The sequence below is a fragment of the Desulfovibrio intestinivivus genome (genome assembly GCF_053570665.1).
The window spans coordinates 3050473-3075024 of sequence record NZ_JBRBQT010000001.1 but is presented as its reverse complement, the minus strand read 5'-3'; the positions used below and the strand labels follow the sequence as shown (position 1 = coordinate 3075024).

The 24552-nt window shown below is 59.8% G+C and carries 20 protein-coding genes; 5 read left to right on the top strand and 15 right to left on the bottom strand.

Annotated features, from left to right (window positions below; all coding sequences use genetic code 11):
- Positions 1–143 precede the first annotated feature (143 nt).
- The 14 genes from ACUZ9P_RS13095 to ACUZ9P_RS13030 form a co-directional block, all read right to left on the bottom strand.
- Positions 144–689, bottom strand: coding sequence for a serine/threonine protein kinase (locus ACUZ9P_RS13095; RefSeq protein WP_449250035.1), 546 nt, complete (start codon positions 687–689; stop codon positions 144–146).
- Entirely contained in the window at positions 689–1447 is a 759-nt protein-coding gene (gene queC / locus ACUZ9P_RS13090; RefSeq protein ID WP_449250034.1) for a 7-cyano-7-deazaguanine synthase QueC, read from the bottom strand. Before queC ends, ACUZ9P_RS13095 begins: the two co-directional genes overlap by 1 nt.
- Positions 1444–2274 carry a thermonuclease family protein gene (locus ACUZ9P_RS13085; RefSeq protein WP_449250033.1) on the bottom strand — a complete coding sequence of 277 codons (831 nt, stop codon included), beginning with the start codon at positions 2272–2274 and terminating at the stop codon, positions 1444–1446. The genes queC and ACUZ9P_RS13085 overlap by 4 nt, the downstream gene beginning before the upstream one ends.
- 6 nt (positions 2275–2280) lie before the next feature.
- Complete coding sequence (gene rpoD / locus ACUZ9P_RS13080) at positions 2281–4050, bottom strand: RNA polymerase sigma factor RpoD (RefSeq protein ID WP_022659301.1); 1770 nt, start codon at positions 4048–4050, stop codon at positions 2281–2283.
- Positions 4037–5770, bottom strand: coding sequence for a DNA primase (gene dnaG, locus ACUZ9P_RS13075; RefSeq protein ID WP_449250032.1), 1734 nt, complete (start codon positions 5768–5770; stop codon positions 4037–4039). Before dnaG ends, rpoD begins: the two co-directional genes overlap by 14 nt.
- Before the next feature lie 17 nt (positions 5771–5787).
- Positions 5788–8187, bottom strand: a complete 2400-nt coding sequence (locus tag ACUZ9P_RS13070) for an endonuclease MutS2 (RefSeq protein WP_449250031.1) — start codon at positions 8185–8187, stop codon at positions 5788–5790.
- A gap of 283 nt (positions 8188–8470) precedes the next feature.
- Positions 8471–8938: a GatB/YqeY domain-containing protein gene (locus ACUZ9P_RS13065; protein ID WP_298993468.1), complete on the bottom strand. Its 468-nt coding sequence runs from the start codon at positions 8936–8938 to the stop codon at positions 8471–8473.
- A gap of 156 nt (positions 8939–9094) precedes the next feature.
- Positions 9095–9298: a 30S ribosomal protein S21 gene (gene rpsU / locus ACUZ9P_RS13060; protein WP_027180918.1), complete on the bottom strand. Its 204-nt coding sequence runs from the start codon at positions 9296–9298 to the stop codon at positions 9095–9097.
- A 314-nt stretch (positions 9299–9612) separates the two neighbouring features.
- Entirely contained in the window at positions 9613–9885 is a 273-nt protein-coding gene (locus ACUZ9P_RS13055; protein ID WP_022659306.1) for an HU family DNA-binding protein, read from the bottom strand.
- A gap of 111 nt (positions 9886–9996) precedes the next feature.
- The gene (gene rsmA / locus ACUZ9P_RS13050) at positions 9997–10818 is read right to left on the bottom strand and encodes a 16S rRNA (adenine(1518)-N(6)/adenine(1519)-N(6))-dimethyltransferase RsmA (protein WP_449250030.1); all 822 of its coding nucleotides are present in this window, start codon (positions 10816–10818) and stop codon (positions 9997–9999) included.
- A 6-nt stretch (positions 10819–10824) separates the two neighbouring features.
- The gene (fusA, locus tag ACUZ9P_RS13045) at positions 10825–12864 is read right to left on the bottom strand and encodes an elongation factor G (protein WP_449250029.1); all 2040 of its coding nucleotides are present in this window, start codon (positions 12862–12864) and stop codon (positions 10825–10827) included.
- Between the two features lie 190 nt (positions 12865–13054).
- A complete protein-coding gene (locus ACUZ9P_RS13040) occupies positions 13055–13927 on the bottom strand; it encodes a hypothetical protein (protein ID WP_449250028.1) in 873 nt (290 codons plus the stop codon).
- Positions 13928–13944: 17 nt separating this feature from the next.
- Positions 13945–15345, bottom strand: coding sequence for an argininosuccinate lyase (gene argH, locus ACUZ9P_RS13035; RefSeq protein WP_449250027.1), 1401 nt, complete (start codon positions 15343–15345; stop codon positions 13945–13947).
- A 218-nt stretch (positions 15346–15563) separates the two neighbouring features.
- A complete protein-coding gene (locus tag ACUZ9P_RS13030; RefSeq protein ID WP_209819200.1) occupies positions 15564–16769 on the bottom strand; it encodes an argininosuccinate synthase in 1206 nt (401 codons plus the stop codon).
- Between the two features lie 278 nt (positions 16770–17047).
- On the opposite strand from ACUZ9P_RS13030, the gene carB reads away from it, so the two are divergent.
- From carB to ACUZ9P_RS13005, 5 genes are all read left to right on the top strand, one after another.
- A complete protein-coding gene (gene carB / locus ACUZ9P_RS13025; RefSeq protein WP_022659313.1) occupies positions 17048–20290 on the top strand; it encodes a carbamoyl-phosphate synthase large subunit in 3243 nt (1080 codons plus the stop codon).
- Between the two features lie 3 nt (positions 20291–20293).
- Positions 20294–21424: a glutamine-hydrolyzing carbamoyl-phosphate synthase small subunit gene (gene carA / locus ACUZ9P_RS13020; protein WP_449250026.1), complete on the top strand. Its 1131-nt coding sequence runs from the start codon at positions 20294–20296 to the stop codon at positions 21422–21424.
- 250 nt (positions 21425–21674) lie between these two features.
- Positions 21675–22109 carry a hypothetical protein gene (locus ACUZ9P_RS13015; protein ID WP_022659315.1) on the top strand — a complete coding sequence of 145 codons (435 nt, stop codon included), beginning with the start codon at positions 21675–21677 and terminating at the stop codon, positions 22107–22109.
- Between the two features lie 39 nt (positions 22110–22148).
- Positions 22149–22388: a glycine zipper domain-containing protein gene (locus tag ACUZ9P_RS13010; RefSeq protein ID WP_291445820.1), complete on the top strand. Its 240-nt coding sequence runs from the start codon at positions 22149–22151 to the stop codon at positions 22386–22388.
- A gap of 103 nt (positions 22389–22491) precedes the next feature.
- On the top strand, positions 22492–23304 hold the full coding sequence (locus ACUZ9P_RS13005; protein ID WP_449250025.1) for a 4Fe-4S binding protein: 813 nt from the start codon (positions 22492–22494) through the stop codon (positions 23302–23304).
- 197 nt (positions 23305–23501) lie between these two features.
- On the opposite strand, the gene ACUZ9P_RS13000 is transcribed toward ACUZ9P_RS13005, so the two are convergent.
- Positions 23502–24551 (bottom strand): HD-GYP domain-containing protein, encoded by a 1050-nt coding sequence (locus ACUZ9P_RS13000; RefSeq protein WP_449250024.1) that lies wholly within the window; start codon positions 24549–24551, stop codon positions 23502–23504.
- Position 24552 lies beyond the last annotated feature (1 nt).

Here is a 24552-nt window from a genome sequence, read left to right as displayed (position 1 = left end):
CTGATAGAAATCTTGAAAGTAAGACCGCCGGGATTTTGATGCATCAAAATCCCGGCGGTCTTGTATTCTGGGCGAAAAATTATTTTGCGGCACTGTGCCCGATGATTTCTGGATCAGAATAAAAGTATTCTGCCATACGCGCTTTAGTCTGGCTGAATGTCGTACTGTTCCAGTTTGTCCCACACGGCGCTGATAATCAGGGCCATGACGGCAGCGAGGCGGGCCTTGGCGTGGTCGTCCGGCGGGGTGGCCTGACCGCGCAGGCTGGCGGCCTGCACCGCAAGGCGCTGGCAGAACAGTTCCGGGCAGCGAACCTGCTGTTCCTGCGCTAGCAGAGGCATGTATTCGGCAAAAGGGCCGTCCACAAAGGCATTGAGGGCTGCGTTGACCGCTTTTTCGTCCGCGCTGTCAAAGTCATTGCTGGCGGCGGCCAGCAGATTGCCCGTCTGGCGCAGATAGGCCAAAAATACGGTATTGGGCGCGTGGTGCATGATGGCTGCAGTAACCACCGCATGTACAAAGGCCCGCCATTCTGCGCAGAACATATCCGCACCGGGGCCTGACAGATATTCATCGGGCATCTGCGCGCCGCTGGCCATATTGATGATGTCGGCGGTCTTGCTGTTGAGCTGAAATAGAATACAGGCCGCTTCCACACCCTTAGCGGCGCTGAGCAGTTTTTTGGACATCAGGCCTCTTCCTCTAGCGGGTTTTGCGCGCAGGCTGCCTGCGCCTCGGCATAGGCGGCGTAACCCGCGGCGCGCAGGCGACAGGCAGGGCAGTTGCCGCATCCATAGCCCCAGGGGTAGCGCTGCCCGCGCTGGCCCATGTAGCAGGTGTGGCTTTCTTCCACAATCAGGTTCACCAGTGCATCGCCGCCAAGGCTGCGGGCCAGCATCCAGGCGTCTTTTTTGCTGCGCCACATGAGCGGCGTGTGCAGCGTAAAATTGGCGTCCATGCCGCTGTTTATGGCAACCTGCATGGCCTTGATGCTGTCGTCCCGGCAGTCGGGATAGCCGGAATAATCGCTCTGGCAGACGCCCAGCACCATGTGGCGGATTTCCTTGGCGTAAGCCCAGGCAGCGGCGTGCAGAATAAATATGAGGTTGCGACCAGGCACAAAGGTGTTGGGCAGGCCGTTGGCGCCGTGTTCTTCAATGGGCGCGTCAGAGGTCAGGGCAGTGTCTGCCAGCTGGCGGAAAATATCGAGATTAAGCAGGGCATCCGGCCCCATGCGTTGCGCCCACTGCGGATTGAGAGCGGCAATGCCCTCCCGCACGCGCTTGCGGCAGGCAAGCTCCACAGAGTGACGCTGACCGTAGTCAAAGCCCAGCGTCAGCACCTGTTTGAAGCGGCTGAGCGCCCAAGCGAGGCAAGTGGCGGAATCCTGCCCGCCGGAAAATATGACCAGAGCCTGTTGTTCAAGCAGGGGAGAAGTGGTGTTCATTTTACTTGCGGCCAGAAGTTGCAGGGACGCGCCGGGGCGTAGCCAGCCATAAAGGCATCCATGAGCGTACCGAAAAACACGCGGTTGCGGGGCTTTATGTGTTGTACTTCAGCGCAGTCAGTGGGGAAAAAGCGCATGGATTCGCGGTTGCCCAGATAGGTTTTTTTGGCGGCGGGCAGGGTGAGCACATGCGCCCACATGCCGCGCCGGGCGGCAATGGCCTCGTGCTGAAGCTTGCGCAGCCTTTCCTGAAAATGGGGATTAAGGTCGTTGTGCGGATACACAAAGGCCGCGCCGTTGCGAACCATGGTGTCGGACAGGGAGTGCCCGTCAGGCAGGATGACATCGGCCACCACGCGCCCGTAATGATCCTTGCCCTTGGCATCCACGGCCACAAGGCGCACATCCTTGCCCTGAGCCAGCTTGGTGAGCTGGTCAAAGGCTTCGCGGGCGTAGTATTGGGGCTTTTGCTTGCCGCGATCCATTTCAGGGGCGTCAATGCCCGCAAGGCGCACTGTGCGCCGATCCGTGAGCTTTAAGGTATCGCCGTCAAAACATTTGGCGACCTTGCCCTGCGGATTGGGCAGGGATTCTGCTGCAGGCGCAGCGCCAGCAACACTTGTCAGTGCCAGCAGGCACAGAAAAATCAGCGCAAAGGCATGCGCTGTAGTATGATTTTTGCCGCCCGAAAAATTGGGCCAGCGGAAAAGCTGTTGCATGTGGCTCAGCATATAGGTGCGGTGCTCGTCCGTTGCTGTCAGTGTGGCGGAAGGGTCAATGGGATAATGACCGCGCAAGCCCGGCAGGTCAACCCGCCGGGCTTGCACAATGAATCAGTTTTCGTAGTAGGAGCGCAGGGGCTGGCTGCGAACGGGGTGGCGAAGCTTGCGCAGTGCCTTGGCCTCGATCTGCCGGATGCGTTCGCGCGTGACGTTGAAGAGCTTGCCCACTTCTTCAAGGGTGTGGTCGCTTTTTTCTGCAATGCCAAAGCGCTTGCGCAGCACCTGTTCTTCGCGCGGGGTAAGGTCGGCCAGCACGGCGGCAAGCTGCTCGGACAGCTTGGTATTGATGACTTCTTCAGCCGGTGCAACGGCCTTTTTGTCTTCAATAAAGTCGCCGAGGCTCGAATCTTCTTCGTCGCCAATGGGCGTCTCAAGCGAGATGGGCTCCTTGGCGATCTTGAGCACTTTTTTGACCTTTTCCACCGGGTATTCCATACGCTCGGCGATTTCCTCGGGCGTGGGGTCGCGCCCCAGCTCCTGCACAAGGTAACGGGAGGTGCGGATAAGCTTGTTGATGGTTTCGATCATGTGCACGGGAATGCGGATGGTGCGGGCCTGATCTGCAATGGCGCGGGTAATGGCCTGACGGATCCACCACGTGGCATAGGTCGAAAACTTGTAACCGCGCTGATATTCAAACTTGTCCACGGCCTTCATCAGGCCGATGTTGCCTTCCTGAATAAGGTCAAGGAACTGGAGGCCACGGTTGGTGTACTTTTTGGCAATGGAAACAACCAGGCGCAGGTTGGAGCGGATCAGCTCCTGCTTGGCGCGCATGGCGGCGGTGTTGCCGCGCTTGATGCGCCACAGCACTTCTTCAAGATCAGTGACGTTATGGCAGCACTTTTCCTGGAGGCGGCTGAGAATTTCGATCTTGCCGATGATCATTTCCTTGAACGAAAACAGCTCGTCCACGCTCAGCTTGAGGTCGCGGGCCGCATCGTTGGGGTTGACCTCGCGCTTTTCAAGGCCGTCAAACATGGCCTGAATTTCCGCCTGAGTGCGCCCGGTGGAAAGGATGTAGGCCGACAGGTCGCGCTGGCAGTTGTGCATCTGGCGCACATAGTCCTCGACCGTTTCAATGATGCGGTCGATGAGCGTTTTTTCCAGCTTTATGTCGCGCAGGCGGGTGACGATTTCATCCTTGAAGCTGATGATTTCTTTCTGCACTGCGGTAACGCGGCGATCCATGCAGGCGCAGGCGTCCAGCTTTTTGTAAATCTTGCGTTTTTTCTTGAAGGTCTGCTTGATTTCGTCCAGCAGCAGAATAACGCGGGTGCGCTGGTTCATTTCGTCTTCGCTGGGGTCGTCTTCTTCAATGGTTTTGACCACGTCCTTCAGTTTGACGCGGTTCTGGCGCAGGTCTTCGCCCACATTGATGAGTTCTTCAACGGCCACAGGTACTTCAACCAGAGCGTAAAGCACGTCCTGTTCGCCCATTTCGATCTTTTTGGCGATAACAACTTCGCCATCACGGTCGAGCAGGGGCACGGCGCCCATTTCGCGCAGGTACATGCGCACAGGGTCGGTGCTGCGCGAGGAATAGTCCGCTGTGTCCTCGTCTTCAGTCAGATCCAGCGAACCTTCGGTAATATCTTCGTCAGTCTCGGTGGCGGCGGCGGAAATCTTTTTTCCGTCCTTTTCCGAATCCACAATGACAATTTCGAGCTGTTCAAAGATGCCGATGATTTCCTCAAATTGCTCCGGCGTGCTCATTTCAACAGGCAGAGCCTTGTTGACCTCTTCAAAGGTCAGAAAGCCCGCGCCCTTGCCTTTGGCAATAAGGGACTGTATCTGCTGGATATCTTTAAGATTGCTCATGCCCTTTCTCCAAGGTTTCCTTAAGTGCGCGAAGATAATCCAAATCAGCTTCAAAGTCACCTATGCCTGTATTGGCCCGCATGGCAGCGGACAGGGAGGAGGCCTGAGCTGAGGCATAGTATTGATCTAACGACTGTCGCAAGAATTCCAATTCTTTTTCGCCATTGTCGCACGGTGCGGCAGTTGGCCCGCGACACTCACACCAGAAGCTTTTTTCTCGTTCGTCTAAGTGATGAAAAACATCCTCGGGGCCGTGGGTTTCTATCTTGTCCCAGAGCCGCCTGGCGATTTCAGACCTCAAGGCAAGGTCTGCCCCTATTTCCTGCATATCGCGCAGACGGTGGGGATACCGCACGGCAAACATCATTATTTGTCGGTCGCGTATGTTCTGGCGCGTCCGCGAGGCGGAGCCCCCCTGTCGCTGGCTGTCTTTGCGTTGCCCCCGCGCCCCGGCAATGCCCTCGCGCAGGTCGGCTTCCGAAAGCTGCAAATGTGCCGCCAGCCGCGAAATGTAGGGGCTGATCAGCTCTGGAATATCCAGCTGGCGCAAAAAATTGCGCGCCCATTCCACTGTTTCGCGCGGGGCCAGGGCCTTGAGCACATCCACGCAAAAGCGCAGACCGTCCGGGGCCTGTGCCTGCAATGCCTCAAAAGCCTCGGGGCCAGCGCCGCGCAGCAAACTGTCTATGTCTTCACCTTCGGGCATGATCACCACGCTGCACGAAAGGCCGCGTGTGAGCAGCATTTCGCACGAGCGCAAGGCTGCCTTGCGTCCGGCGCGGTCGCCGTCAAACAGCAGGGTCATTTGCGATGCAAAGCCCGAAAGGCGTTTTATCTGTTCAGGCGTCAGGGCCGTACCCAGCACGCCAACGGCATTGTCGTAGCCGAACTGGTGCAGGGTGAGCACGTCCATGTAGCCTTCTGTCAACATGGCGCGGCCCTTGGTCACGATGCCGCGCCGCGCCTGCGCCAGCCCGTAAAGGTGCTCGCCCTTCTTGTAGAGGGGCGTGTCGGCGCTGTTGATGTACTTGGCTTCTTCCTCATCGGCGATAATGCGCCCGCCAAAGGCGATTATCTGGTTGGAAAGGCTCTTGATAGGGAAAATAAGCCGCCCGCGAAACCTGTCGTAGGGTCGCCCGCTGTTCGCCTGCCCTACAAGGCCAGCCTCTGCGGCCATGCGCATGTCAAAACCCGCACGGCGCAGGGCATCAGCCAGCGACTGCCATTCGCGTCTGGCCCAACCAAGGCCAAAGCGCTGCACTATCTCATCGCTCAAATCGCGTTTTTCTATATACCGCCTGCACTCTTCTGCCTCGGGGCTTTGCAGGGCCGAGGCAAAATGGCCTGCCGCAAGCTCGTACATGCGCAGCATCTGCTGCCGCGCCGAGCGCTGCTTGCGTTCCTGCCCATCCCGCTGGGGATCGCGCGGGCCGCGGTCAATGGTAATGCCAGCTTCCGCCGCCAGCTGTTCAAGCGTTTCCTTAAACTCCAGCCCGTTGATGCGGCTGTAAAAATCAAAAACATCGCCCGATGCGTGGCAGCCGAAACAGTAAAAAAGCCCCTGATCTTCGTTGACGGAAAAAGACGGCTTGGTTTCCTGGTGGAATGGGCAGGGTGCCACCCAGCGCGGCCCGTTGCGCTTGAGCTCAACATAACGGCGCACCACGTCAACGATATTCAGGCGCTCTTTAATGGCGCGGATTGCGTCCTTGGACTGCATGGGTCACACGCCCGTAATTAGCGAAAGGTTACTATGGTCATGCCGTCGCCGCCCCGGTCTTCCGGCGCAAGGACAAACTGCCCCACAGCCGGGAAACTCCGCAAAAAATCATGCACCTGACGGCGCAGCGCGCCCGTACCCCTGCCGTGTACCACTTCCACCTCTGAAAATCCTGCCAGCAATGCCTTGTCCATAAAGCGCTCCAGCTCGGCCAGCGCCACATCCGCTCGCATGCCGCGCATATCAAGGCGCAGGGATGCGGCCTCGTCACTGGCGGATGTGCGGCCCACAACGCCCCTGAGGGCGCTTTTAGCCGGGCTTTGCGCTGTCTGACCCGGTACGCGCAGGGCCTTCATTTCTGCCCAGAGGTTCACGCCGTTCATTTCCAGCCGCACCCGCCCGCGCCGTTCGTCCACATCTGTGATGACGCCGCGCTTGTTGAACACGGTGTGCAGCACCTCCTGCCCGGTTGCAAAGCTCTGGGGCTGGGGCAGCACTGACGCGCCTTCCGCAGTTTCATCCTGCGCGGGAGCAAGCGAGGCCCGCAGACGCGACATTTCCTTGAGCGCCTGCTTGTGGGTGGCGCGGCCTTCTTTCCAGGCGCGCATGAGGTCGCCAGCCTGGGCGCGAACCTCGTCGTGCAGGCGCACTCGCTCCTTCTCAAGCTTTTCGCGCAGATCCTGCGTCTGACGGCGGGTTTTATCCTGCTCGCGCTTGAGTTCCGCAAGTTCTTCCTCCCGCATTGCGGCCAGATCATTGAGCCTGCCAAGCAGGGCCGTGGCGTCCTGCCCGTCCTGCAAAAGGTAATGCTCCGCCCGGCGCACAATGCTTTCGGCAAGGCCGTGCTCGCGCGCCACATCCAGCGCCTGACTGGCCCCGACCTGGTCGTAAGCAAGCCGGAACAAAGGTTTTTTGCTTTGGGGATCAAAGAGCATGGAGGCCGCCCGTGCTCCTTCGCGCGTGAGGGCGTAGCTTTTGAGCGCGGGGAAATGCGTTGCCGACAGAACAAAGGTATGTTTGTCCAGCAATTCGTCAAGTACTGCCTGCGCAAGGGCAGCGCCCTGGGCGGGATCTGTGCCTGCGCCAAATTCGTCAAGCAGCACAAGGCTGCAGGCGTCAAGGTGCTTCCAGGCCTTGGCAAGGTGCTCGATTTGGGCGGTGAATGTGGAAACATTATCCGCAAGGCTCTGTTCGTCGCCGATAAAGGCATCCAGCCTGCTGAACCAGGGCAGGTGCGAACCCGCGCCCACTGGCACGGGCAGGCCGCTCAGAGTCATGGCAGCAATGAGGCCAAGCGTTTTGAGGCATACGGTTTTGCCGCCCGCATTGCCGCCGGTGATGACCAGAGCGCGCTCGCCGGGGCGCAGCACGATATCCAGAGGCCGCACCTTGCTGTGGGCAGCGGCGGCAGCCTTGGAGCCGTCCTTGCCGGATTCTGCCACGCGGTTGAGCATGAGCAGGGGATGGCGGGCATCAAGAAGCTGAATGCCCTCCGCCACGGGGGTGAGGGGTAGCGGGCGGCCGTCAAAAAGGGCGGCAAGCCTGCGCTTGGCCTGCAAAACGTCAAGGTGGGCCAGCAGCTCAAGGGCCGCGCGCGCGCCGGGAAGTTCCGCTTCAAGCAGGCTGCGCAGATAGACCAGAACCTTGCGTTCTTCTTCGCGTTCTTCGCGCTTCAATTCTTGCAGGCGGTTGTTGATCTCCACCAGAAACATGGGCTCAAAATAGCAGGTCTCGCCCGTTTGCGACCAGTCGTGGATGATGCCCTGCATGCGGCCCTTGAAGTTGGCCTTGAGGGGCAGCACGTAACGGTCGGACGAGAGGGTCATGAACTCGTCTTGCAGGTATGCCAGCATGTTGTATTGCTGGGCAAAGTCCTTGACCTTGCGCATGCAGCTCTGGTGCAGGCGGCGCAGTTCGCCGCGCAGGCGGTACAGCTCCGGCGAGCTTTCATCGCGCAGCAGGCCGTCGTCAGAAATGCAGCGCAAAAGCGCGGCAGTGAGCTGAACCGGCAGAGGAGAGCCGTCGGCCATGGCCAGCAGGTGCGGCCAGCGGGTGGCGGCTTCTGGCTGGGCAATGGAAGCGTGGGCGTCTCTGGCAAGGCGTAGCACCTCGCGCAAGGCCCAGAAGGCATCCACATCGGGCTGAAAAGTTTGGGCGCGGTTGGTAGCCGCAGCGCGCAGCATGCTACTGACATCGGGGAAGGAGCAGACGCAGAAAACCGCGCCGCCCGCGGCAGGACGGCTGGCCCAGTCGGCGGCTTCCTCATAGATGCGCGCCGCCAGCGTTACAGCCTCTGCATCGTCAAGGGGGGCAATGGCCCTGGCGCGTTCCCGGCCAACGCCGGAAAGGCACAATTCCGAAAGGTGGTCTGCAATGCGGTGAAATTCAAGGGCGTTGAGCGTGCGGGCGTGAATCATGCGTGAACTGCCTTAAAGCATTGGGTTTGCGCGCAAATAACGGCGCTTGCCCGTGGTGCGGAAAAAACATCGTGAGCCGTCGTGCAGCATGCCCTTGCGCAGCAGCAAAGTTACCCGGCAAACGCAGCTGTAGCTGCGGCGCTTTCGGGCAGCCGCCCAAGGGGCGAAAGTGAGCTGCTCAAGGCTGTTTGCTCCAAAACGAGGCGACTCCCGCGAGATTGCATGCCAACTCAAAACGGGACACTGAAACGGGGGTTTTCCCCAGGTGGAAATGCGCCTGAAGCTACGGCTGGAGGCGTTTTTTGACGGCTTCCGAAAGAGCCTTGCCGTCTACACGGCCTTTGTGGCCCGCCATGATGGCAGAAATGACCTTGCCCATATCCTTGGGGGAAGTTGCGCCCACTTCGGCCACGGTGGCGTCAATAAGGGCTGCAAGTTCTTCTGCCGAGAGGGGTTTGGGCAGGTATTCCTTGAGAATGACAAGCTCCGCCGCTTCCTTGTCGGCCAGATCAGTGCGGTTTGCTGCCGTGAACTGGTCGATGGAATCCTGCCGCTGCTTGCCTTCCTTGATGATGATATCAAGCATTTCTTCGTCGGCAAGGCTGCCGCCGGGGCGCTTGAGTTCCACCATGCGATTTTTTACCGCCGTCTTGAGAAGGCGCAGCACGGTAAGGCGCACACTGTCCTTGGCTTTGTAGGCTTTGATGTAGTCAATGTCGATCTGCTCAAAAAGCGTGGTGGTGACAGTCATGGCGGTGGTGGGGTGGAGGGTGGAGAAAAGCAGAAAACGCGGGAAGCCCGAGGGGCCTCCCGCATAACTGGCCGAATGAACGGAGCGATGGCTTTGCATCGCCCGGCCTGCCGTTTGCCGGGCAATGCCCTGCAAAGCGGCGCAAGGCATTGCTGCCTAGGCCATGTTCATCTTCCTAATTTTTTTCAACAGCCGCTTCCGGGCGGCGGCCTTCTTCTTTTTACGCATAACGCTGGGCTTTTCGTAGTGCTGGCGTTTCTTCATTTCAGAAAGAACGCCCGCCTTTTCTACCTGCTTCTTAAAGCGGCGCAGTGCGATGTCGAAGTTATAGTCGTCGTCGTTAAGAAAAACTCCGGGCAAGAAAATCACCCCCTTCGGCGGTGGGGCACAGCTCTAGACCGTGGCCCGCAAAATATGAACTGCTCTTGTAGCCCGCACTTTAGAAAAAGGCAAGCCTCAAGTGCGGGAAAATGAATATTTTCCGCAAAAGGTAGGCAGCTTTTCAAATTGCTGATTCCCGGCGGCAAGGCAAAGAAGTATCTTGCACGGTGCACCGGGTGCATCGCTGGCGAGGTCGTTCTTTGCCTTGCCGCTGGGCAACAGCATTCGGCAACAGCCTTGCGGCTGCTGGCGTAAATCAAAAAGCCGCTATGCCAGGGCATAACGGCTCAAGCTTAATTCAGGGAGTCCTTGAGCATTTTGCCGGGACGGAATTTGAGAATTTTGCAGGCGGGAATGGTCAGCGTATCGCCGGTGCGCGGGTTGCGCCCCTGGCGAGCCTTGCGGGTTTCTACCGCAAAGGTGCCAAAACCCGTGAGGGTCAGTTTGGACTCTTTTACAAGAGCGTCTTCCACAGAAGCAAGAAAAGCATTGAGGGCACGCTCGGCGGCAGCCTTGGTCAGGTTTGCCTTGGCGGCGATTTTTTCAACCAGATCAGCTTTAGTCATCAGCACATCCTCCTGAAAATTCCCCGGCTTGAGTTGTTCTGCCAGCAAGCTTAGGCGGCAAATGCCGCCAAGCGTTACGTTTTAAAAGACAGTGCGTAAACTCAAAACTTTTTATGCATTATTGTCAAGCTGCTCGGCCCAAAAAGCGGCAAGAGCCTGGAAATCTTTGTTGGCAAGGGCTTCTGGGCGCAAGCTTGGGTCGATGCCTGTCTTTTCCAGCGCAGCCTCAAGCCCCGGCTGACCGCTGCGTCTGAAAACGCCGCCAAGCTGTTTGCGGCGCTGCTGAAAACATACGCGCAAGAGTCGAGCCAGAATCTCGGGGTGGGCTGGTCTGCGTTCCGGCGGCAGCGGGTCAAAAGAGAGCACGGCAGAATCCACCTTGGGCGGCGGGCTGAAAGCCCCCGGCCCTACAATAAATTCCATGCGCGGGCGGGCGTAGCTTTGCACCCAGACCGAAAGCGCGCCATAGTGATTGGTGTTGGGCTGGGCCGCCAGCCGCTGGCCCACCTCTTTTTGTACCATGAAGGCCGCGCGCTGCCAGCCCGTTGCGCGCGAAACAATGTCCCATATGAGGGGGGAGGCCACGTTGTAGGGCAGATTGCCTATGACCTTCCACGGTCTCTCGGGCGTGATGCGCCGCCAGTCAAAGCGCAGGGCATCGGTCAGCACCGCCTGGGTGCGGGCCTCGCCAAGACGCTGGCGCTCAGCCGCCCAGTGGCGGTCTTTTTCAAGCAGCAGCAGGCGGGCGTGGGGCTGCTCCTCAATGGCGCGGGTGAGCGCGCCGGGGCCGGGGCCGATCTCAAGCACCATGTCTTCGGGCTTGGGCAGCAGCAGCATGGCAATGCGGCGGCAGATGTCCTCGCGCTTCAAAAAGTGCTGGCCGAGGCTTTTTTTTGCGCGGGGCTGGCCGTGTGTGGATTCTTGGTGCTGCATGGTTCCTCAGGGCAGATCAAAGCGGTCAAAGGTCATTACCAGCCCGGCGCGGCCCTGTGTGGCCGAGCGCAGGGAGGTGGAAAAGCCGAACAGGCGGCGCAGGGGGGCTGTGCCGCGCAGGGTTTTGCGCCCGCCGTGGTCTTCCATATCCTCAACCTTGCCGCCGCAGGTGGTGAACATGGTAATGGACGCACCAAGGAAGTCTTCCGGCACGGTAATTTCCACGCGCATCACAGGCTCCAGAACCACGGGAGTTGCCGCCGCCAGTGCCTCGCGCAGGGCTTGCCCGGCGGCCATGCGGCTACCGGGAACAGTTGTCAGGCCTTCCTGCCTGTCCACCGCAGTGAGGGTCACGGCCACATCTTCAATGGGGTAGCCTGTCAGATCGCCGCATTGCAGTGCATCGCGCACGCCTTCAAGGGCGGCGTCCAGATAGACCCTGGGCAGAATTTTTCGGGCTTCGGCGGCATCCTGCGGCAAAAAGTCGCCCACTTCAACCACATTGCCCGTGCCCCGGGCGCGTGGCGCAACACGCAGGGCCGCAGAGCCATGATGGCGCTCCTTGCCCATTTCGCGGTCAAAGACAGAGGCCACCTCGGCCTCCTTGCGCACGGTTTCGCGCAGCACAACCTGCGGATTGCCCGCGCGGGGGCTGATGCCGTATTCGCGCTGCATGCGCTCCAGCAGAACGTCCAGATGCAGCTCGCCCATGCCGGAAACCATGCGAGAGCCAGTGTCGTCATCCAGCCGCGCCAGCAGGGTGGGGTCTTCTTCCGTATAGCGCACCAGCGCTTCGTCCAGAATCTTGCCTTCGTCCGCATTGCGGGGCTCCAGCGCAAGGGTGATGACGGGCGCGTAAGCATCTATGCTTTCCAGCGCAAGCTGCCGATCGCGGGCGGTATAGGTTTCGCCCGTATGCCCGCGCAGGCCCACCACGACCACGATTTCGCCCGCCTCGGCGCATTCCACCTGCTCCCGCCTGTCGGCATGCGGACGGTAGATGCGGCCCAGGCGGTCATCCTTGCCGCTGGCGGTATTGCGCAGGCTTTCACCCTCGTGGATGCGGCCCGCGTACATGCGCACAAAGGCCAGCTTGCGGCCGTTTTCCATGAGCACTTTAAAAACCAGCGCCGCAACGGGGGCATCGGGAGTTGCCTCCACAATGATTTCGCGACCATCGGCATCGCGCCCCACCGGGGCCGGAACATCGGCGGGCGAGGGCAGCAGGGCGCACACGGCATCGAGCACGGGTTGCACACCCATGTTGCGCAGGGCCGAGCCGCAGAAAACGGGCGTGAGCGTGCGGGCCAGAGTCTCGCGCCGCAGGGCCGCGTTGATGTCGGCCAGGGTGAAGGTGCCTTCCAGGTAGGGTTCCACAAAGGCGTCATCTGCCTCGCCAAGCTTTTCCAGCAGAATTTCACGCCAGGGGGCGGCGATGGCGGCTTCTTCTTCCGTAAAGGGCGCGCGGTGTAGGGTCTGGCCCTGATCCGCCGGGTCAAAGGTCAGGCTTTGTTCGTTCACAAGATCAAGCACTGCGCGGAAATCTTCGCCCTGCCCAAGGGGGATGGTCACGGCAACGGCATTGGTTTGCAGGCGCTGGCGCATGGCCTCGAGCACTGCTTCAAAATCCGCGCCCAGGCGGTCTATCTTATTGATAAAGGCGATCTTGGGAACGTTGAAATCTTCCGACTGCCGCCACACGGTTTCCGACTGCGGTTCAACCCCGCCCACGGCGCAGAACACGCCCACGGCCCCGTCCAGCACGCGCAGGGCGCGTTCCACCTCAATGGTAAAGTCCACATGGCCGGGCGTGTCGATGAGGTTGATGGTATTTTCGCCCCACTGGCAGGTGGTGCAGGCCGACATGATGGTGATGCCGCGCTCCTGCTCCTCCGGCATGTAGTCCATGGTGGCCGAGCCGTTGTGCACCTCGCCCATACGGTGGATCTTGCGGCTGTAGAACAGCATGCGCTCGGAAAGCGTGGTCTTGCCCGCGTCGATATGGGCAATAATGCCTATGTTGCGGATATGCTTGATGCTGGGCATGGCTTTGCTCCCAAGGCGAGGTGTTTCTGAATGATTACGGCTTTTTCAGGCGCAGGGCAAGGCTGGCCGCCGCAGCTTCCCCATTCTGCGAGGGGAGGCTGGGCAGTCAGCTTGCAAAGAAGCCTTGGCGAAGATTCAATTAAGAACGCCCGATGATCTGGCGCGGTGCGTGGCGCGAATTTGCACCGGATTACAGCAGCCCGAATGCCTGCCGTTGCACGCAGAAGAAGTCGGGCGTGAGGCCGGGGTGCAGCCAGAAGCCCTCGCAGCCCGGCGTAAGCGCGGGCGCGCCGCTATAGGGGAATGGCCCTGTGCGGCGTTCGCGGCAATGCCCAAGGGCAGCCACGGGCGCAAGGTAGGTGGCGTCAGGGGTGAGGCGCAAGGAGGTGTCGAGCGCTGTTTCCAGAGCCTCGGCCTGCGCAAAGGCCAGCGCCTCAAGGTCAAAGGCTTCGGGCTTGGGCAGGCACAGGATGGGAGAGCGCCGCTCCTCGTAACAGGGCAGTTCCAGCGCCCGCGCCGCCGCGCCCACGCCGTCCAGCTCTCCCCTGTGCAGCAGCACGAGACGCCCCGGCCCTGGCTGGGTTTCTTCCAGCAGGGTGCAGAGGCCAGCGCTGTCCAGAACAAAGATGTCTTCCACGCCCGTCAGCTCCAGCGTGACCAGAGCATTCCTGCTGGGTGCGCCGCCCACGCACACGGTCCCCACCAGAGGCACGCCGCCAAGCAGGGCGGGCATGCAGGCTGCGGCAAGGCGGGCCGCAGCGGCGTATGCGGGCGTAAAGGCAATGACCGCCCAGGGCGCGGGGTGCGCGATGGAACGCCGCCAGAAGCCCAGATGCGCGTTGCGTACCTCGTTGCGCTGGCTGGTGGTGGACTCGCCAAAGTGCATGTGGGCCAGAGCCAGCCCCGTTTTGATTGCGGCGCGCAGTGCGGCAGGCGTGGCCTCGTAGGCCTCTGCGGCGAGGTCGTCGTCCAGCCGCGCTTCTTCGGCCCACTGAGGCCAGCTCACGGCGGCGGGGGCTTCCGCCCCCATATCCTGCCGGTTTTCGATATCAAAAATGGACATGGCGTTCGACTCCGTGCTCAGTTTTCCTCGCCCAGATTCTGCCCAAGCCACTGGTGGATCTGTTCAAGCTGTGTTTCCACAGAGTGGGGGCCGGTGCCACCGGGGGTTTCGCGGCGGCTCACGGCTGCGGCGTATTCCAGAATGGCAAAAACCGAGTCGTCAATGCGCGTCTCGAGGCTCTGGAGTTCGCCAAGAGTGAGGTCTTCAAGGCCTTTGCCAGCCTTTTCGGCCATAGCCACGGCCTGACCTGTGATGTGGTGCGCTTCGCGGAAGGGAATACCCTTGCCCACGAGGTAGTCCGCCAGTTCTGTGGCGTTGAGGAAGCCAGCCTTGCAGGCCTCGCGCATGCGGTCGGTGCGGAAGGTCAGTTCTTCCAGCATGCCCGCCATGAGGCGCAGCGATGCTTCAACGGTGCGGTCGGCATCAAGAAAACCTTCCTTGTCTTCCTGCATGTCGCGGTTGTAGGCCAGGGGCAGACCCTTCATGACCGTAAGCAGGCCCGTCAGCGCGCCATAGACGCGCCCGGTCTTGCCGCGCATGAGTTCGGCCACGTCGGGGTTTTTCTTTTGCGGCATGATGGACGAGCCTGTGGAATAGCCGTCAGAAAGGCGCACAAAACCAAAGGCGGGGTTGGCCCAGAGGATGATTTCTTCGCACAGGCGCGAGAGGTGCATCATGATGGTTGAGCCGTCAAAAAGTGCCTCAAGCACAAAATCGCGGTCAGAAACGGCGTCCATGGAGTTGCCGTAAATCTCTGCAAAACCCACTTCGTCCGCCACGCTCTGCGGGTCAAGCGGGTAGGTGGTCCCGGCGAGGGCCGCTGCGCCAAGGGGCGAAATGCGCACGCGCTCAAGGGTGTCTTCCAGGCGCATTGCATCGCGGCGGAACATCCAGGCATAGGCCAGCAGGTGGTGGGCAAGGCTTACGGGCTGGGCCGGTTGCAGATGGGTGCAGCCGGGCAGGATGTCCGTCTTGTGCTCCGCGGCCTTGTCGGCCAGCACGGAGCACAGCAAGGCCGCGCGCTGACGCCAGGTTTCGAGGCGGTCGGCCACAAAGAGGCGGAAGGTCAGGCCCACCTGATCGTTACGGCTGCGGCCCGTGTGCAGTTTTTTGCCCACATCACCCACAAGCTCGGTCAGGCGCGCTTCAATATTCATGTGCACGTCTTCAAGTTCTGGCTTCCACACAAAATTGCCAGCTTCGATTTCTTCGCGCACACGGTCCAGACCGTTGACCAGAATCCGTGCCTCGTTCTGGCTGATGACGCCCTGACGGCCCAGCATGCGGGCATGCGCCTGTGACGCGCGGATATCCTGGGCGTAGAGCGCTCTGTCGTAGGATTGCGAATCCGTATACTGGGCCACGGCTTCCTTGGGGCCTTCGGCAAAGCGGCCGCCCCAGCTCTGGTTGGTCTTCATGGTCTGTCCGTTTTCTGTAAAAAATGAATTGGGGGAAGCCGCGTTGCTCGTGGCGAACGTCGCTTCCCCCGGAACCTGTCCCGTCAAATCTCTGCAAAACATGCGGCAATGCCGCCAATGACCGAGCCCGGGATGGCGCAGGCTCCGGGGAAAGCGCCCGATATTGTGCACCCCCGCATGCAGCCTTGCGAATACGGCGGCATGCGGGGCGTTTCAGTCTACTTGCCGAGCTTGCTCTGCACAGCGGCGTGCAGGCGCAGGCGCAGGCTGTTGAGGCGGATAAAGCCAGCGGCATCCTTGTGATCGTAGTTGCCGCCTTCAAAGGTGGCCAGATCTTCGGAGAAGAGCGAGTTGGGGGAGGTGCGGGCCAGGGGCCACACGCCGCCCTTGTAGAGCTTGGCGCGCACGGTGCCGGTGACGCACTCCTGCGACTTGTCCATAAAAGCCTGCATTGTTTCGCGTTCGGGCGAATACCAGAAGCCATTGTACACGCACTGCGAGTAACGCACGGCCAGCATGTCGCGGATGCCGAGCAGTTCGCGGTCCATGCAGATGCCTTCAAGGTCGCGGTGCAGGGCGTACAGCAGGGTGCCGGCGGGGTTTTCGTACACGCCGCGGCACTTCATGCCCACAAAGCGGTTTTCGACCATGTCGTCGCGGCCAATGCCGTTACGTCCGGCCATTTCGCTGAGGGTCTTGATGATGGCGGCGGGGGAGAGGCGCTGACCGTTGACGGCCACAGGGTTGCCCTGCTCGAAATCCACGCTGATGATTTCGGGGGTGTCGGGCGCTTCTTCCACTGGCACGCAGCGCTGATGGCACGAGGCATCGGGCGCGCTGCCGGGATTTTCCAGCTCGCTGCCTTCAAAGCTCGTGTGCATCATGTTGGCGTCCATGCTGTAGCGCTTGGCTTCGCTGGAGATATGGATGCCGTGCTTTTCGGCAAAGGCCGTGAGGGCCGTGCGCGACATGAGATCCCATTCGCGCCAGGGGGCGATGACCTTGAGGTCGGGCGCAAGGGCGCTGACGGCAAATTCAAAACGCACCTGATCGTTGCCCTTGCCGGTAGCGCCGTGGGCCACGGCGTCCGCGCCTTCCTTGCGGGCGATGTCCACAAGGGCCTTGGCGATGAGCGGGCGGGCGATGGAGGTGCCGAGCAGATAGCGGTTTTCGTAGCGGGCAGCGCCGCGCATCATGGGGAATACAAAGTCCTTGGCCATTTCTTCGCGCAGATCGAGCACGTATGCCTTGGAAGCGCCGGTCTTGAGCGCTTTTTCTTCCACGCCCGTGAGGTCTTCGGGCTGGCCCAGATCGGCGGTAACGGCAATGACCTCACACTTGTAGGTCTCAATGAGCCATTTAAGGATAACGGAAGTATCAAGCCCGCCCGAATAGGCGAGGACGACTTTTTTTACATTCTGCATGTGGTGCTCCCCTTGTGGATTCAAGGGAAAAATTATTGCGCAAAAAAAAGTGCGAGGCAAGGGCTTTGTGTCCCCGGCATGCCGCACGGGCAGGGTAAAACCCTCTGATTTAGGCTTGGCGGGCGCGCGGCGGCAACCCTGCAAGGGTGTGTATTCATTTGGCCGAAGGAAAAACTTGACTTTTATACCAGCTGTGGAATAAAAACAATCGTTTTATGCAAATCGGCGCGCCTGTGCCGCGTCATTACCTCTGATCTCAAAATCCGCAGGAAAGTTCAATGCCCAAGCGTTCGGATTTACACAAAATTCTTGTCATCGGCGCGGGCCCCATCATCATCGGCCAGGGCTGCGAGTTTGACTACTCCGGTTCCCAGGCCGTGAAGGCCCTCAAGGAAGAAGGGTACGAGGTGGTGCTGGTCAATTCCAATCCGGCTACCATCATGACCGATCCGCATATGGCTGACGCCACCTATGTGGAACCCATCGAGCAGGAGACCCTTGCCGCAATCATCCGAAAAGAACGCCCCGATGCGCTCTTGCCCACGCTTGGCGGTCAGACGGCTTTGAACGCCGCTCTTGGGCTTGCCAAGAGCGGCGTTTTGGCGGAATGCGGCGTTGAGCTCATCGGCGCGCGCGCCGACGTGATTGAAAAGGCTGAAAGCCGCGAGCTTTTCCGCGAAGCCATGGAAAAGATCGGCCTTAAAATGCCCGCCAGCGGCATTGCCCGCACCATTGAAGAGGCCTGCCAGCTCGGCAACGTGCTGCCCTTCCCGCTGATCATCCGTCCGGCCTTTACGCTTGGCGGCACTGGCGGCGGCGTGGCCTATAATATGGAAGATCTTGAAGCCATTGCATCCAGCGGTCTTTCGGCGAGCCCCACCTCTGAAGTCATGATCGAGCAGAGCGTGCTTGGCTGGAAAGAAATCGAAATGGAAGTGATGCGCGACGCCAAGGACAACTGCGTCATCATCTGCGCCATTGAAAACTTTGATCCCATGGGTGTGCACACGGGCGACTCCATCACCGTGGCCCCGGTGCAGACCCTCTCTGACGCCGAATACCAGAACCTGCGCGACGCCTCCATTGCCATCATGCGCGAAATCGGCGTGGAAACGGGCGGCAGTAACGTGCAGTTCGGCCTCAATCCGGCCAACGGCGAGATTGTGGTTATCGAAATGAACCCCCGCGTGTCGCGTTCGTCGGCGCTGGCCTCCAAGGCCACGGGCTTTCCCATTGCCAAAATCGCCGCCAAGCTGGCCGTGGGCTACACCCTTGACGAACTGCGCAACGACATCACCCGCGAGACCGTGGCGAGCTTTGAGCCAGCCATCGACTACTGCGTGGTGAAAATTCCGCGCTTCACCTTTGAAAAGTTCCCCGGCGCCAAGGACGAGCTCACCACCTCCATGAAGAGCGTGGGCGAAGCCATGAGCATTGGGCGCACCTTTAAGGAAGCCTTGCAGAAGGGCCTGCGCTCCATGGAAATCGGCGCAACGGGCCTTGGCTACAGCTTCCGCTCCGAGCTGCCAGACCGCGAAACCATTCTGGAATCCCTGCACCGCCCCAACTCCAAGCGCATTTTTTCGCTGCGGCAGGCCATTGTGGCCGGTATCAGCGAAGAAGAAATCTTTGCGGTTTCCGCCATTGATCCCTGGTTCATCCGCCAGGTGCGCGACATTGTGGAGATGGAAAAGCGCATCAGCAATTTTGGCCTTGCCAACGACATGACCACGGCCAACGCCGCTCTTGCCGACATGCTGCGCGAAGCCAAGGAATACGGCTTCTCCGACCGCCAGCTGGCGGAAATGTGGAAGACGCCAGAGGCCGACATACGCCGCATGCGCAAGGAAATGCACGTGGAACCCACCTACTATCTGGTGGACACCTGCGCTGCGGAATTTGAGGCCTACACCCCCTATTTTTACTCCACCTACGAACGGGGCGAGGAAATCAAGGTGGAAGACCGCCGCAAGGTGCTCATTCTTGGCGGCGGCCCCAATCGCATCGGCCAGGGCATCGAGTTTGACTACTGCTGCTGCCACGCTTCCTTCGCCCTGCGCGATGCGGGCGTGATGGCCATCATGGCGAACTCCAACCCCGAAACCGTTTCCACAGACTACGACACCTCGGACAGGCTCTATTTTGAGCCGCTGACCTTCGAGGACGTGATGAACATCGTGGAAAAGGAAAAGCCCGAGGGCGTCATCGTGCAGTTTGGCGGCCAGACCCCGCTGAACCTTGCCGTGCCGCTCATGCGCGCTGGCGTACCCATTCTTGGTACCAGCCCAGATGCCATTGACCGCGCCGAAGACCGCGAACGCTTCCAGGCGCTCATTGAAAAGCTTGAACTGCTCCAGCCGCCGAACGGCACGGCCATGAGCCTTGAAGACGCGCTTGAAGTGGCCGAACGCATCACCTATCCCGTGGTTGTGCGGCCCAGCTACGTGCTCGGCGGCCGCGCCATGGCCGTGGTGTATGACGCCGCAGAACTGAAAGATTACTTCCATGTCCAGGTGCCGCAAAAGCCGGAACACCCCATCCTCATCGACAAGTTCCTTGAACATGCGGTGGAAGTGGACGTGGACGCTCTTTCGGACGGCAAGGAAGTGTACGTGGCGGGCATCATGGAACACATCGAGGAAGCCGGCATCCACTCCGGCGACTCTGCCTGCGTACTGCCCTCGTACTCGCTTTCTTACGACCACGTGGCCCGCATTGCGGTGCAGGCCGAAGCCCTTGCCCGCGAACTCAAGGTCGTGGGCCTGATGAACATCCAGTTTGCCATCAAGGGCGATGATATCTATATACTGGAAGTAAACCCGCGCGCCTCGCGCACCGCGCCCTTTGTGTCCAAGGCCACGGGAGTTCCCCTGCCGTACCTGGCAACCCAGGTCATGCTGGGCAAAACGCTTGAGGAACTGGATCCCTGGAGCATGCGCAAGGGCGGATTCACCTGCGTCAAGGAAGCTGTGCTGCCTTTCCAGCGCTTCCCCGGCGTGGACGTGATTCTCGGACCCGAAATGCACTCCACCGGCGAAGTCATGGGCATGGGCTCCAACTTCGGCGAGGCCTTCCTCAAGAGCCAGCTGGGCGCTGGTCAGGTTCTGCCGCAGGGGGGCAAGCTCTTCCTCTCGGTCAACGACCGCGACAAGCCCTATCTGCCCGAAGTGGCGGATATGTTTGCCAAGCTTGGCTTCCACCTGCTGGCTACGCGCGGCACGGCTGCCGTGCTGCGTGAGCACGGGCTTGAAGTGGAAGAAGTGCTCAAGGTTTACGAAGGGCGGCCCAACATTGTGGATCTGCTCATCAATCATGAGGTGGCTCTGGTCATCAACACGGCTTCGGGCAAGCATACGGCCAGGGATTCCAAGGCCATTCGCCACGCGGCCCTGACATACAAGGTTCCTTACTGCACCACCATCGCCGCAGCGCGCGCCACGGCCACGGCCATCGGTTCGCGGCGGGCAGAGACCCATGTGGAAAGTTTGCAGGAATACTACGCGCGGGAAGCGCGGGGGTAAGTTATGAAAGCATTGCTGGTGCTGGAAGACGGATTCACGTTGGAAGGCAAATCCTTTACCGGAGACTTTGAAACCGGCGGTGAAGTGATTTTCACCACGGGCATGACTGGCTATCAGGAAGTGCTCACCGACCCCTCCTACTACGGGCAGATGGTCTGCATGACCTATCCGCTGGTGGGCAACTACGGCATTTCCGAGGCTGATATGGAATCGGCCCGCGTGCATTGCAGCGCCTTTCTGGTAAAGGAATGCTGCAAGCAGCCCTCCAACTGGCAGTCTGTCATGGCATTGCCCGCCTTTTTGCAGAAGTTCGATACGCCTGGCATGGAAGGGCTGGATACCCGCGCCCTGACGCGCCACCTGCGCATCAACGGGGCCATGCGCGGCATGATTTCCACCAGGGAGCTGAACCCCGCTGCCCTCAAGGAAAAAGTGCTTGCCCAGCCCACCATGAAGGGCCGTAACCTCGTGCCCTTTGTGGCAGCGCAGGAACCCTACGCGTGGTTTGACAACCAGCCGCAAAAGGTCGCTCTCGGCGCCGACGGCGCCTACGCATGGCGCGGCACGGGCCTGCCCCTGCTGGTGTATGATTATGGCATCAAGTGGAATATTCTGCGCCGCCTGTGCGAGGCCGGTTTTGAGCCTCTGGCGGTGCCGCCGAACTTCAGCGCCGCGCAGGCCAAGGCCAGCGGAGCCAAGGGCGTGTTCCTTTCCAACGGCCCCGGCGACCCGGCCACCCTGACTGCGGAAATTGCTCTGGTGCGCGAACTTGTGGGCTTGTTCCCGGTCACGGGCATCTGCCTTGGGCATCAGCTTATCGGTCACGCCCTTGGCGGCACCACCGACAAGCTCAAGTTCGGCCACCACGGCTGCAATCACCCGGTCAAGGATCTGACCACAGGACGCATCGAGATTTCGTCCCAGAACCACGGTTTCCATGTGGTGCTGGACGGCGTGAACGATGTGGAAGCCACGCATATCAACCTGAACGACAACACGCTTGAAGGCCTGCGTCACAAGACCCTGCCTGTCATGAGCGTGCAGTACCACCCCGAAGCGGCGGCTGGCCCCCGCGATGGGCAGTACCTCTTTGGCCGCTTCCGCCAGCTTATAGGCGAGGCCGCAGGAGCGTAGGGCAGATTGCCCTGCCACCAAGGCATATAAAGTACAAAGGCGCACCGTGCGCCACTGTGAATGAAAACCCGGCTGTTTATGTAAGGCAGCCGGGTTTTTCGTACTTGATATCTCGGTGGTGTTTTGGGTAAACTACAATACAAGCTAAGGGCCATGCCCCGATAATTTTTGCCGCTGGTGTATTCTGCCCATGCGGCTGGCTGCCGCACAAGCGGTATTGCAGAGGGTTCTTCAACTCAAGGAGCATATCGTGAAAAAGTCGGTTTTGTGTCTGGCCTTGAGCCTTGCACTTGTTCTGGCATTCGCTCCGGTTCGCGCTGCCGAAAATACGCCCGAGGCCGAAAATTCCAAGGCGAACCCTGTGGATCAGTTTACGGGTGCCGCGTGGCAAAAAACTCCCGAAGCTGAAAAGCTCGCCTTTCTTTTCGGTGTGGAAACAGCGATCACCGTTGAGTATTTTGTAAACGGAAAAATCGCGGAAAAAGCGACCAAGGAAGGCAAGCGTCCGGTGTACACGCTTTCACCCTTTGAAAAGGGCTGGATGAAGGCCTTCAAAGGTGTAAACCGCGCGGAAGTCGCCAAGATGGTGGACGCGTGGTATACGGCAAATCCACAGCAGCTTGACCGCCCCGTTATGAGCGTGATCTGGCGCGAAATCATTGAACCCCGCCTGAACGCCAAGTAACAGCAAAATCCGCTACGCGGTTTCTTCAGGAGAGAAAATATGAAAAACTTGTTGATAATCACGTTGCTGGCCGCCTTGTTTGTCAGCGGCATCGGTTGCACCAATATGAGCAAGACCCAGCAGGGTGTTGCCAGCGGCGCGGCCCTTGGCGCGCTTGGCGGTGCTGGCATTGCCGCCATTGCCGGTGGATCCGCTGCCTGGGGCGCTCTGGCTGGCGCGGGCGTGGGCGCTCTGGCTGGCGGCATAGTCGGGCACGAGCAGAGCAAGAAAGCCTGGTAAGGCCTCTTTGCTTAACTGCATTTGCGGCCTCGGCCGTATGAGAATGCACTCTTCAGGCGGGCTGTACCAACGGCCCGCTTTTTCATGAACAAAGGATGATGTCATGCCCCCAAGCCTTCATACTGTCTTTTTCAGCCCAACTGGCAGCAGCCGCAGCATGGCGCAAGAGGTTGCCCGTGTTCTGGAGCAGGAACTGGCGCAGAATATGGCGCTGTCGCGCGGCGATGACTGGGATTGGACGTTTCCTGAAGGGCGGGCAGCAGCCCACACGCTTGGCGCGGAGGATGTGCTGGTTTTTGCCTTTCCGGTCTATGCCGGGCGTATTCCCCAGTTGCTGATGGAGCCGCTGGCAAGGTTGGCAGGGCATGGAGCACGAGCGGTTCCGCTTGCCGTGTATGGCAACAGGCACTATGACGATGCCCTGCTTGAAGCGGTTGATCTGTTTGTAGCCCACGGTTTTTCCGTACCAGCGGCAGGGGCCTTTGTGGCAGAGCACAGCATGACGGCAAAGGTCGGGACAGGCAGGCCTGATGCAAAAGATATGGCAGCTATCGCGAATTTTGCCCGCAACGCTGCCAGCGTCATCTGCAGTGGAAGAAGCGCAACGGTGGCTGTGTCCGGCAACCGCCCTTACAAGGCGCTGCCGCCAGCACCGGATATTCGGCCTCAAACCCTTGATTCATGTACGCAGTGCGGCTTGTGCGCCAGCGTGTGCCCCATGCGCGTGATTGATGCCAACAATGCCGCACTGGTGGCGCAGGGCTGTTTGCGCTGTTGCGCCTGCGTAAAAATCTGCCCGGAACAGGCAAAGTATTTTGACAATCCGCAGGTGGACAAAATCGTTGCCATGCTTGAAAGCAACTGCCGTGAGCGGCGTGAGCCGGAGGTGTTTTTTGCCGCAGCGGGCAAAAGGTAAACAGGCCTGCCCGCCGGGCCAGGTGATTGACCGCCGCGCAAGCGGGCCATGAGGCTTACATAAAAAGCCGGTTCTGAACGCATGGTTCAGAACCGGCTTTTTATATATCTGCTGGCAGCAGGACAAACTCCCTTGGGGCGTTTGATCTGCGACCAAATGAATTTTTGTTGCTCTCTTGCTGGCCTGCGCCTGGATGTCTATTCCGGCTGCGGCGTATCTACCACCGCGTCCATGTCGACCATTTGCCCGATGGTGCCTGCGGCAAAACCACCGAACAGCGCGTTGGCCATTTCCTGATCATAGCGCGGGTCGCTGGCAAGTTCCTTGGCAGACTGCACAACATCCTTGCCCTTTCTGAAAGGCCGTTCGCAAATCATGGCGGCAAAAGAGTCGGCCACGGCTGCAAGGCGTCCAACCTTGGTGGTCTGGCTGCCCTTGGTGTGCTGGGGATAGCCCGAACCGTCAAGACGTTCGTGATGCTCAAAGCAGGCGCGCAGCAGTTCGTCAAAAGACACTTCCATCTTTTGCATCAACCGAACGCCCACAATGGGGTGGGGAATGATTTTTTCCCTTTCTTCCTGCTTCAGAGGGCCAGCCTTGCTGAGCAGGAAAGGGGGAACCTTGCACATGCCCACATCGTGCAGCAGCATGGCAACAGCAATGCGATCCATGTCTTTGCGGCGGTATTCGCCAGAGCCCTGCAACCATATCCACAGGCCCACAATCATGCTGTTGATGGAATGCCGTGCAAGGTTGTTTTTGCGAAACAGACGGCGCATGAATGTGTTGATGTGGTGTTTGTCGCTCCACAGGTATTCAGTAACAACCATAACATCGCGGTACAGCGGTTCAAAGAGCGCCTTGACGGGCTGCTCAAAAAAATCGCTGCAACGCATAAGCAGGGCGCGGATGCAGATATCTGCGATTTCCGCTTCCTTGAGGTTGTTGTCCTGCAACACAAGGTCAAGCTGCTTGACGATGTGGCGCGAGTAAATGGGGTGGTCGGAGCGGGAAACAAAAAGGTCGCCCTCCGCGCACAACTGCGCAACTTCGTCCACCTGGTCGCTGGTCAGGCGGCTTCCCTTGACGCAGTAGGGAGCCAGCACCGCGATGTCTTCACGAAACCTGAACAGATCTACCGGAGGCCGGAACTTGGGAAAGCTCGACAGGATTTCGCCGCTGATCTGATAATATTCCTCGTTGATGTTCATGGGAACATCAAGAACTTTCCTTTGCTCTGCGGCCATG

Bases quoted from the DNA above. Each gene is read 5' to 3' on its own strand.
- ACUZ9P_RS13095 (WP_449250035.1), bottom strand. From the start codon at position 689: ATGTCCAAAAAACTGCTCAGCGCCGCTAAGGGTGTGGAAGCGGCCTGT.
- queC (WP_449250034.1), bottom strand. From the start codon at position 1,447: ATGAACACCACTTCTCCCCTGCTTGAACAACAGGCTCTGGTCATATTT.
- rpoD (WP_022659301.1), bottom strand. From the start codon at position 4,050: ATGAGCAATCTTAAAGATATCCAGCAGATACAGTCCCTTATTGCCAAA.
- dnaG (WP_449250032.1), bottom strand. From the start codon at position 5,770: ATGCAGTCCAAGGACGCAATCCGCGCCATTAAAGAGCGCCTGAATATC.
- ACUZ9P_RS13070 (WP_449250031.1), bottom strand. From the start codon at position 8,187: ATGATTCACGCCCGCACGCTCAACGCCCTTGAATTTCACCGCATTGCA.
- ACUZ9P_RS13065 (WP_298993468.1), bottom strand. From the start codon at position 8,938: ATGACTGTCACCACCACGCTTTTTGAGCAGATCGACATTGACTACATC.
- ACUZ9P_RS13055 (WP_022659306.1), bottom strand. From the start codon at position 9,885: ATGACTAAAGCTGATCTGGTTGAAAAAATCGCCGCCAAGGCAAACCTG.
- rsmA (WP_449250030.1), bottom strand. From the start codon at position 10,818: ATGCAGCACCAAGAATCCACACACGGCCAGCCCCGCGCAAAAAAAAGC.
- fusA (WP_449250029.1), bottom strand. From the start codon at position 12,864: ATGCCCAGCATCAAGCATATCCGCAACATAGGCATTATTGCCCATATC.
- ACUZ9P_RS13040 (WP_449250028.1), bottom strand. From the start codon at position 13,927: ATGTCCATTTTTGATATCGAAAACCGGCAGGATATGGGGGCGGAAGCC.
- argH (WP_449250027.1), bottom strand. From the start codon at position 15,345: ATGAAGACCAACCAGAGCTGGGGCGGCCGCTTTGCCGAAGGCCCCAAG.
- ACUZ9P_RS13030 (WP_209819200.1), bottom strand. From the start codon at position 16,769: ATGCAGAATGTAAAAAAAGTCGTCCTCGCCTATTCGGGCGGGCTTGAT.
- carB (WP_022659313.1), top strand. From the start codon at position 17,048: ATGCCCAAGCGTTCGGATTTACACAAAATTCTTGTCATCGGCGCGGGC.
- carA (WP_449250026.1), top strand. From the start codon at position 20,294: ATGAAAGCATTGCTGGTGCTGGAAGACGGATTCACGTTGGAAGGCAAA.
- ACUZ9P_RS13010 (WP_291445820.1), top strand. From the start codon at position 22,149: ATGAAAAACTTGTTGATAATCACGTTGCTGGCCGCCTTGTTTGTCAGC.
- ACUZ9P_RS13005 (WP_449250025.1), top strand. From the start codon at position 22,492: ATGCCCCCAAGCCTTCATACTGTCTTTTTCAGCCCAACTGGCAGCAGC.
- ACUZ9P_RS13000 (WP_449250024.1), bottom strand. From the start codon at position 24,551: ATGGCCGCAGAGCAAAGGAAAGTTCTTGATGTTCCCATGAACATCAAC.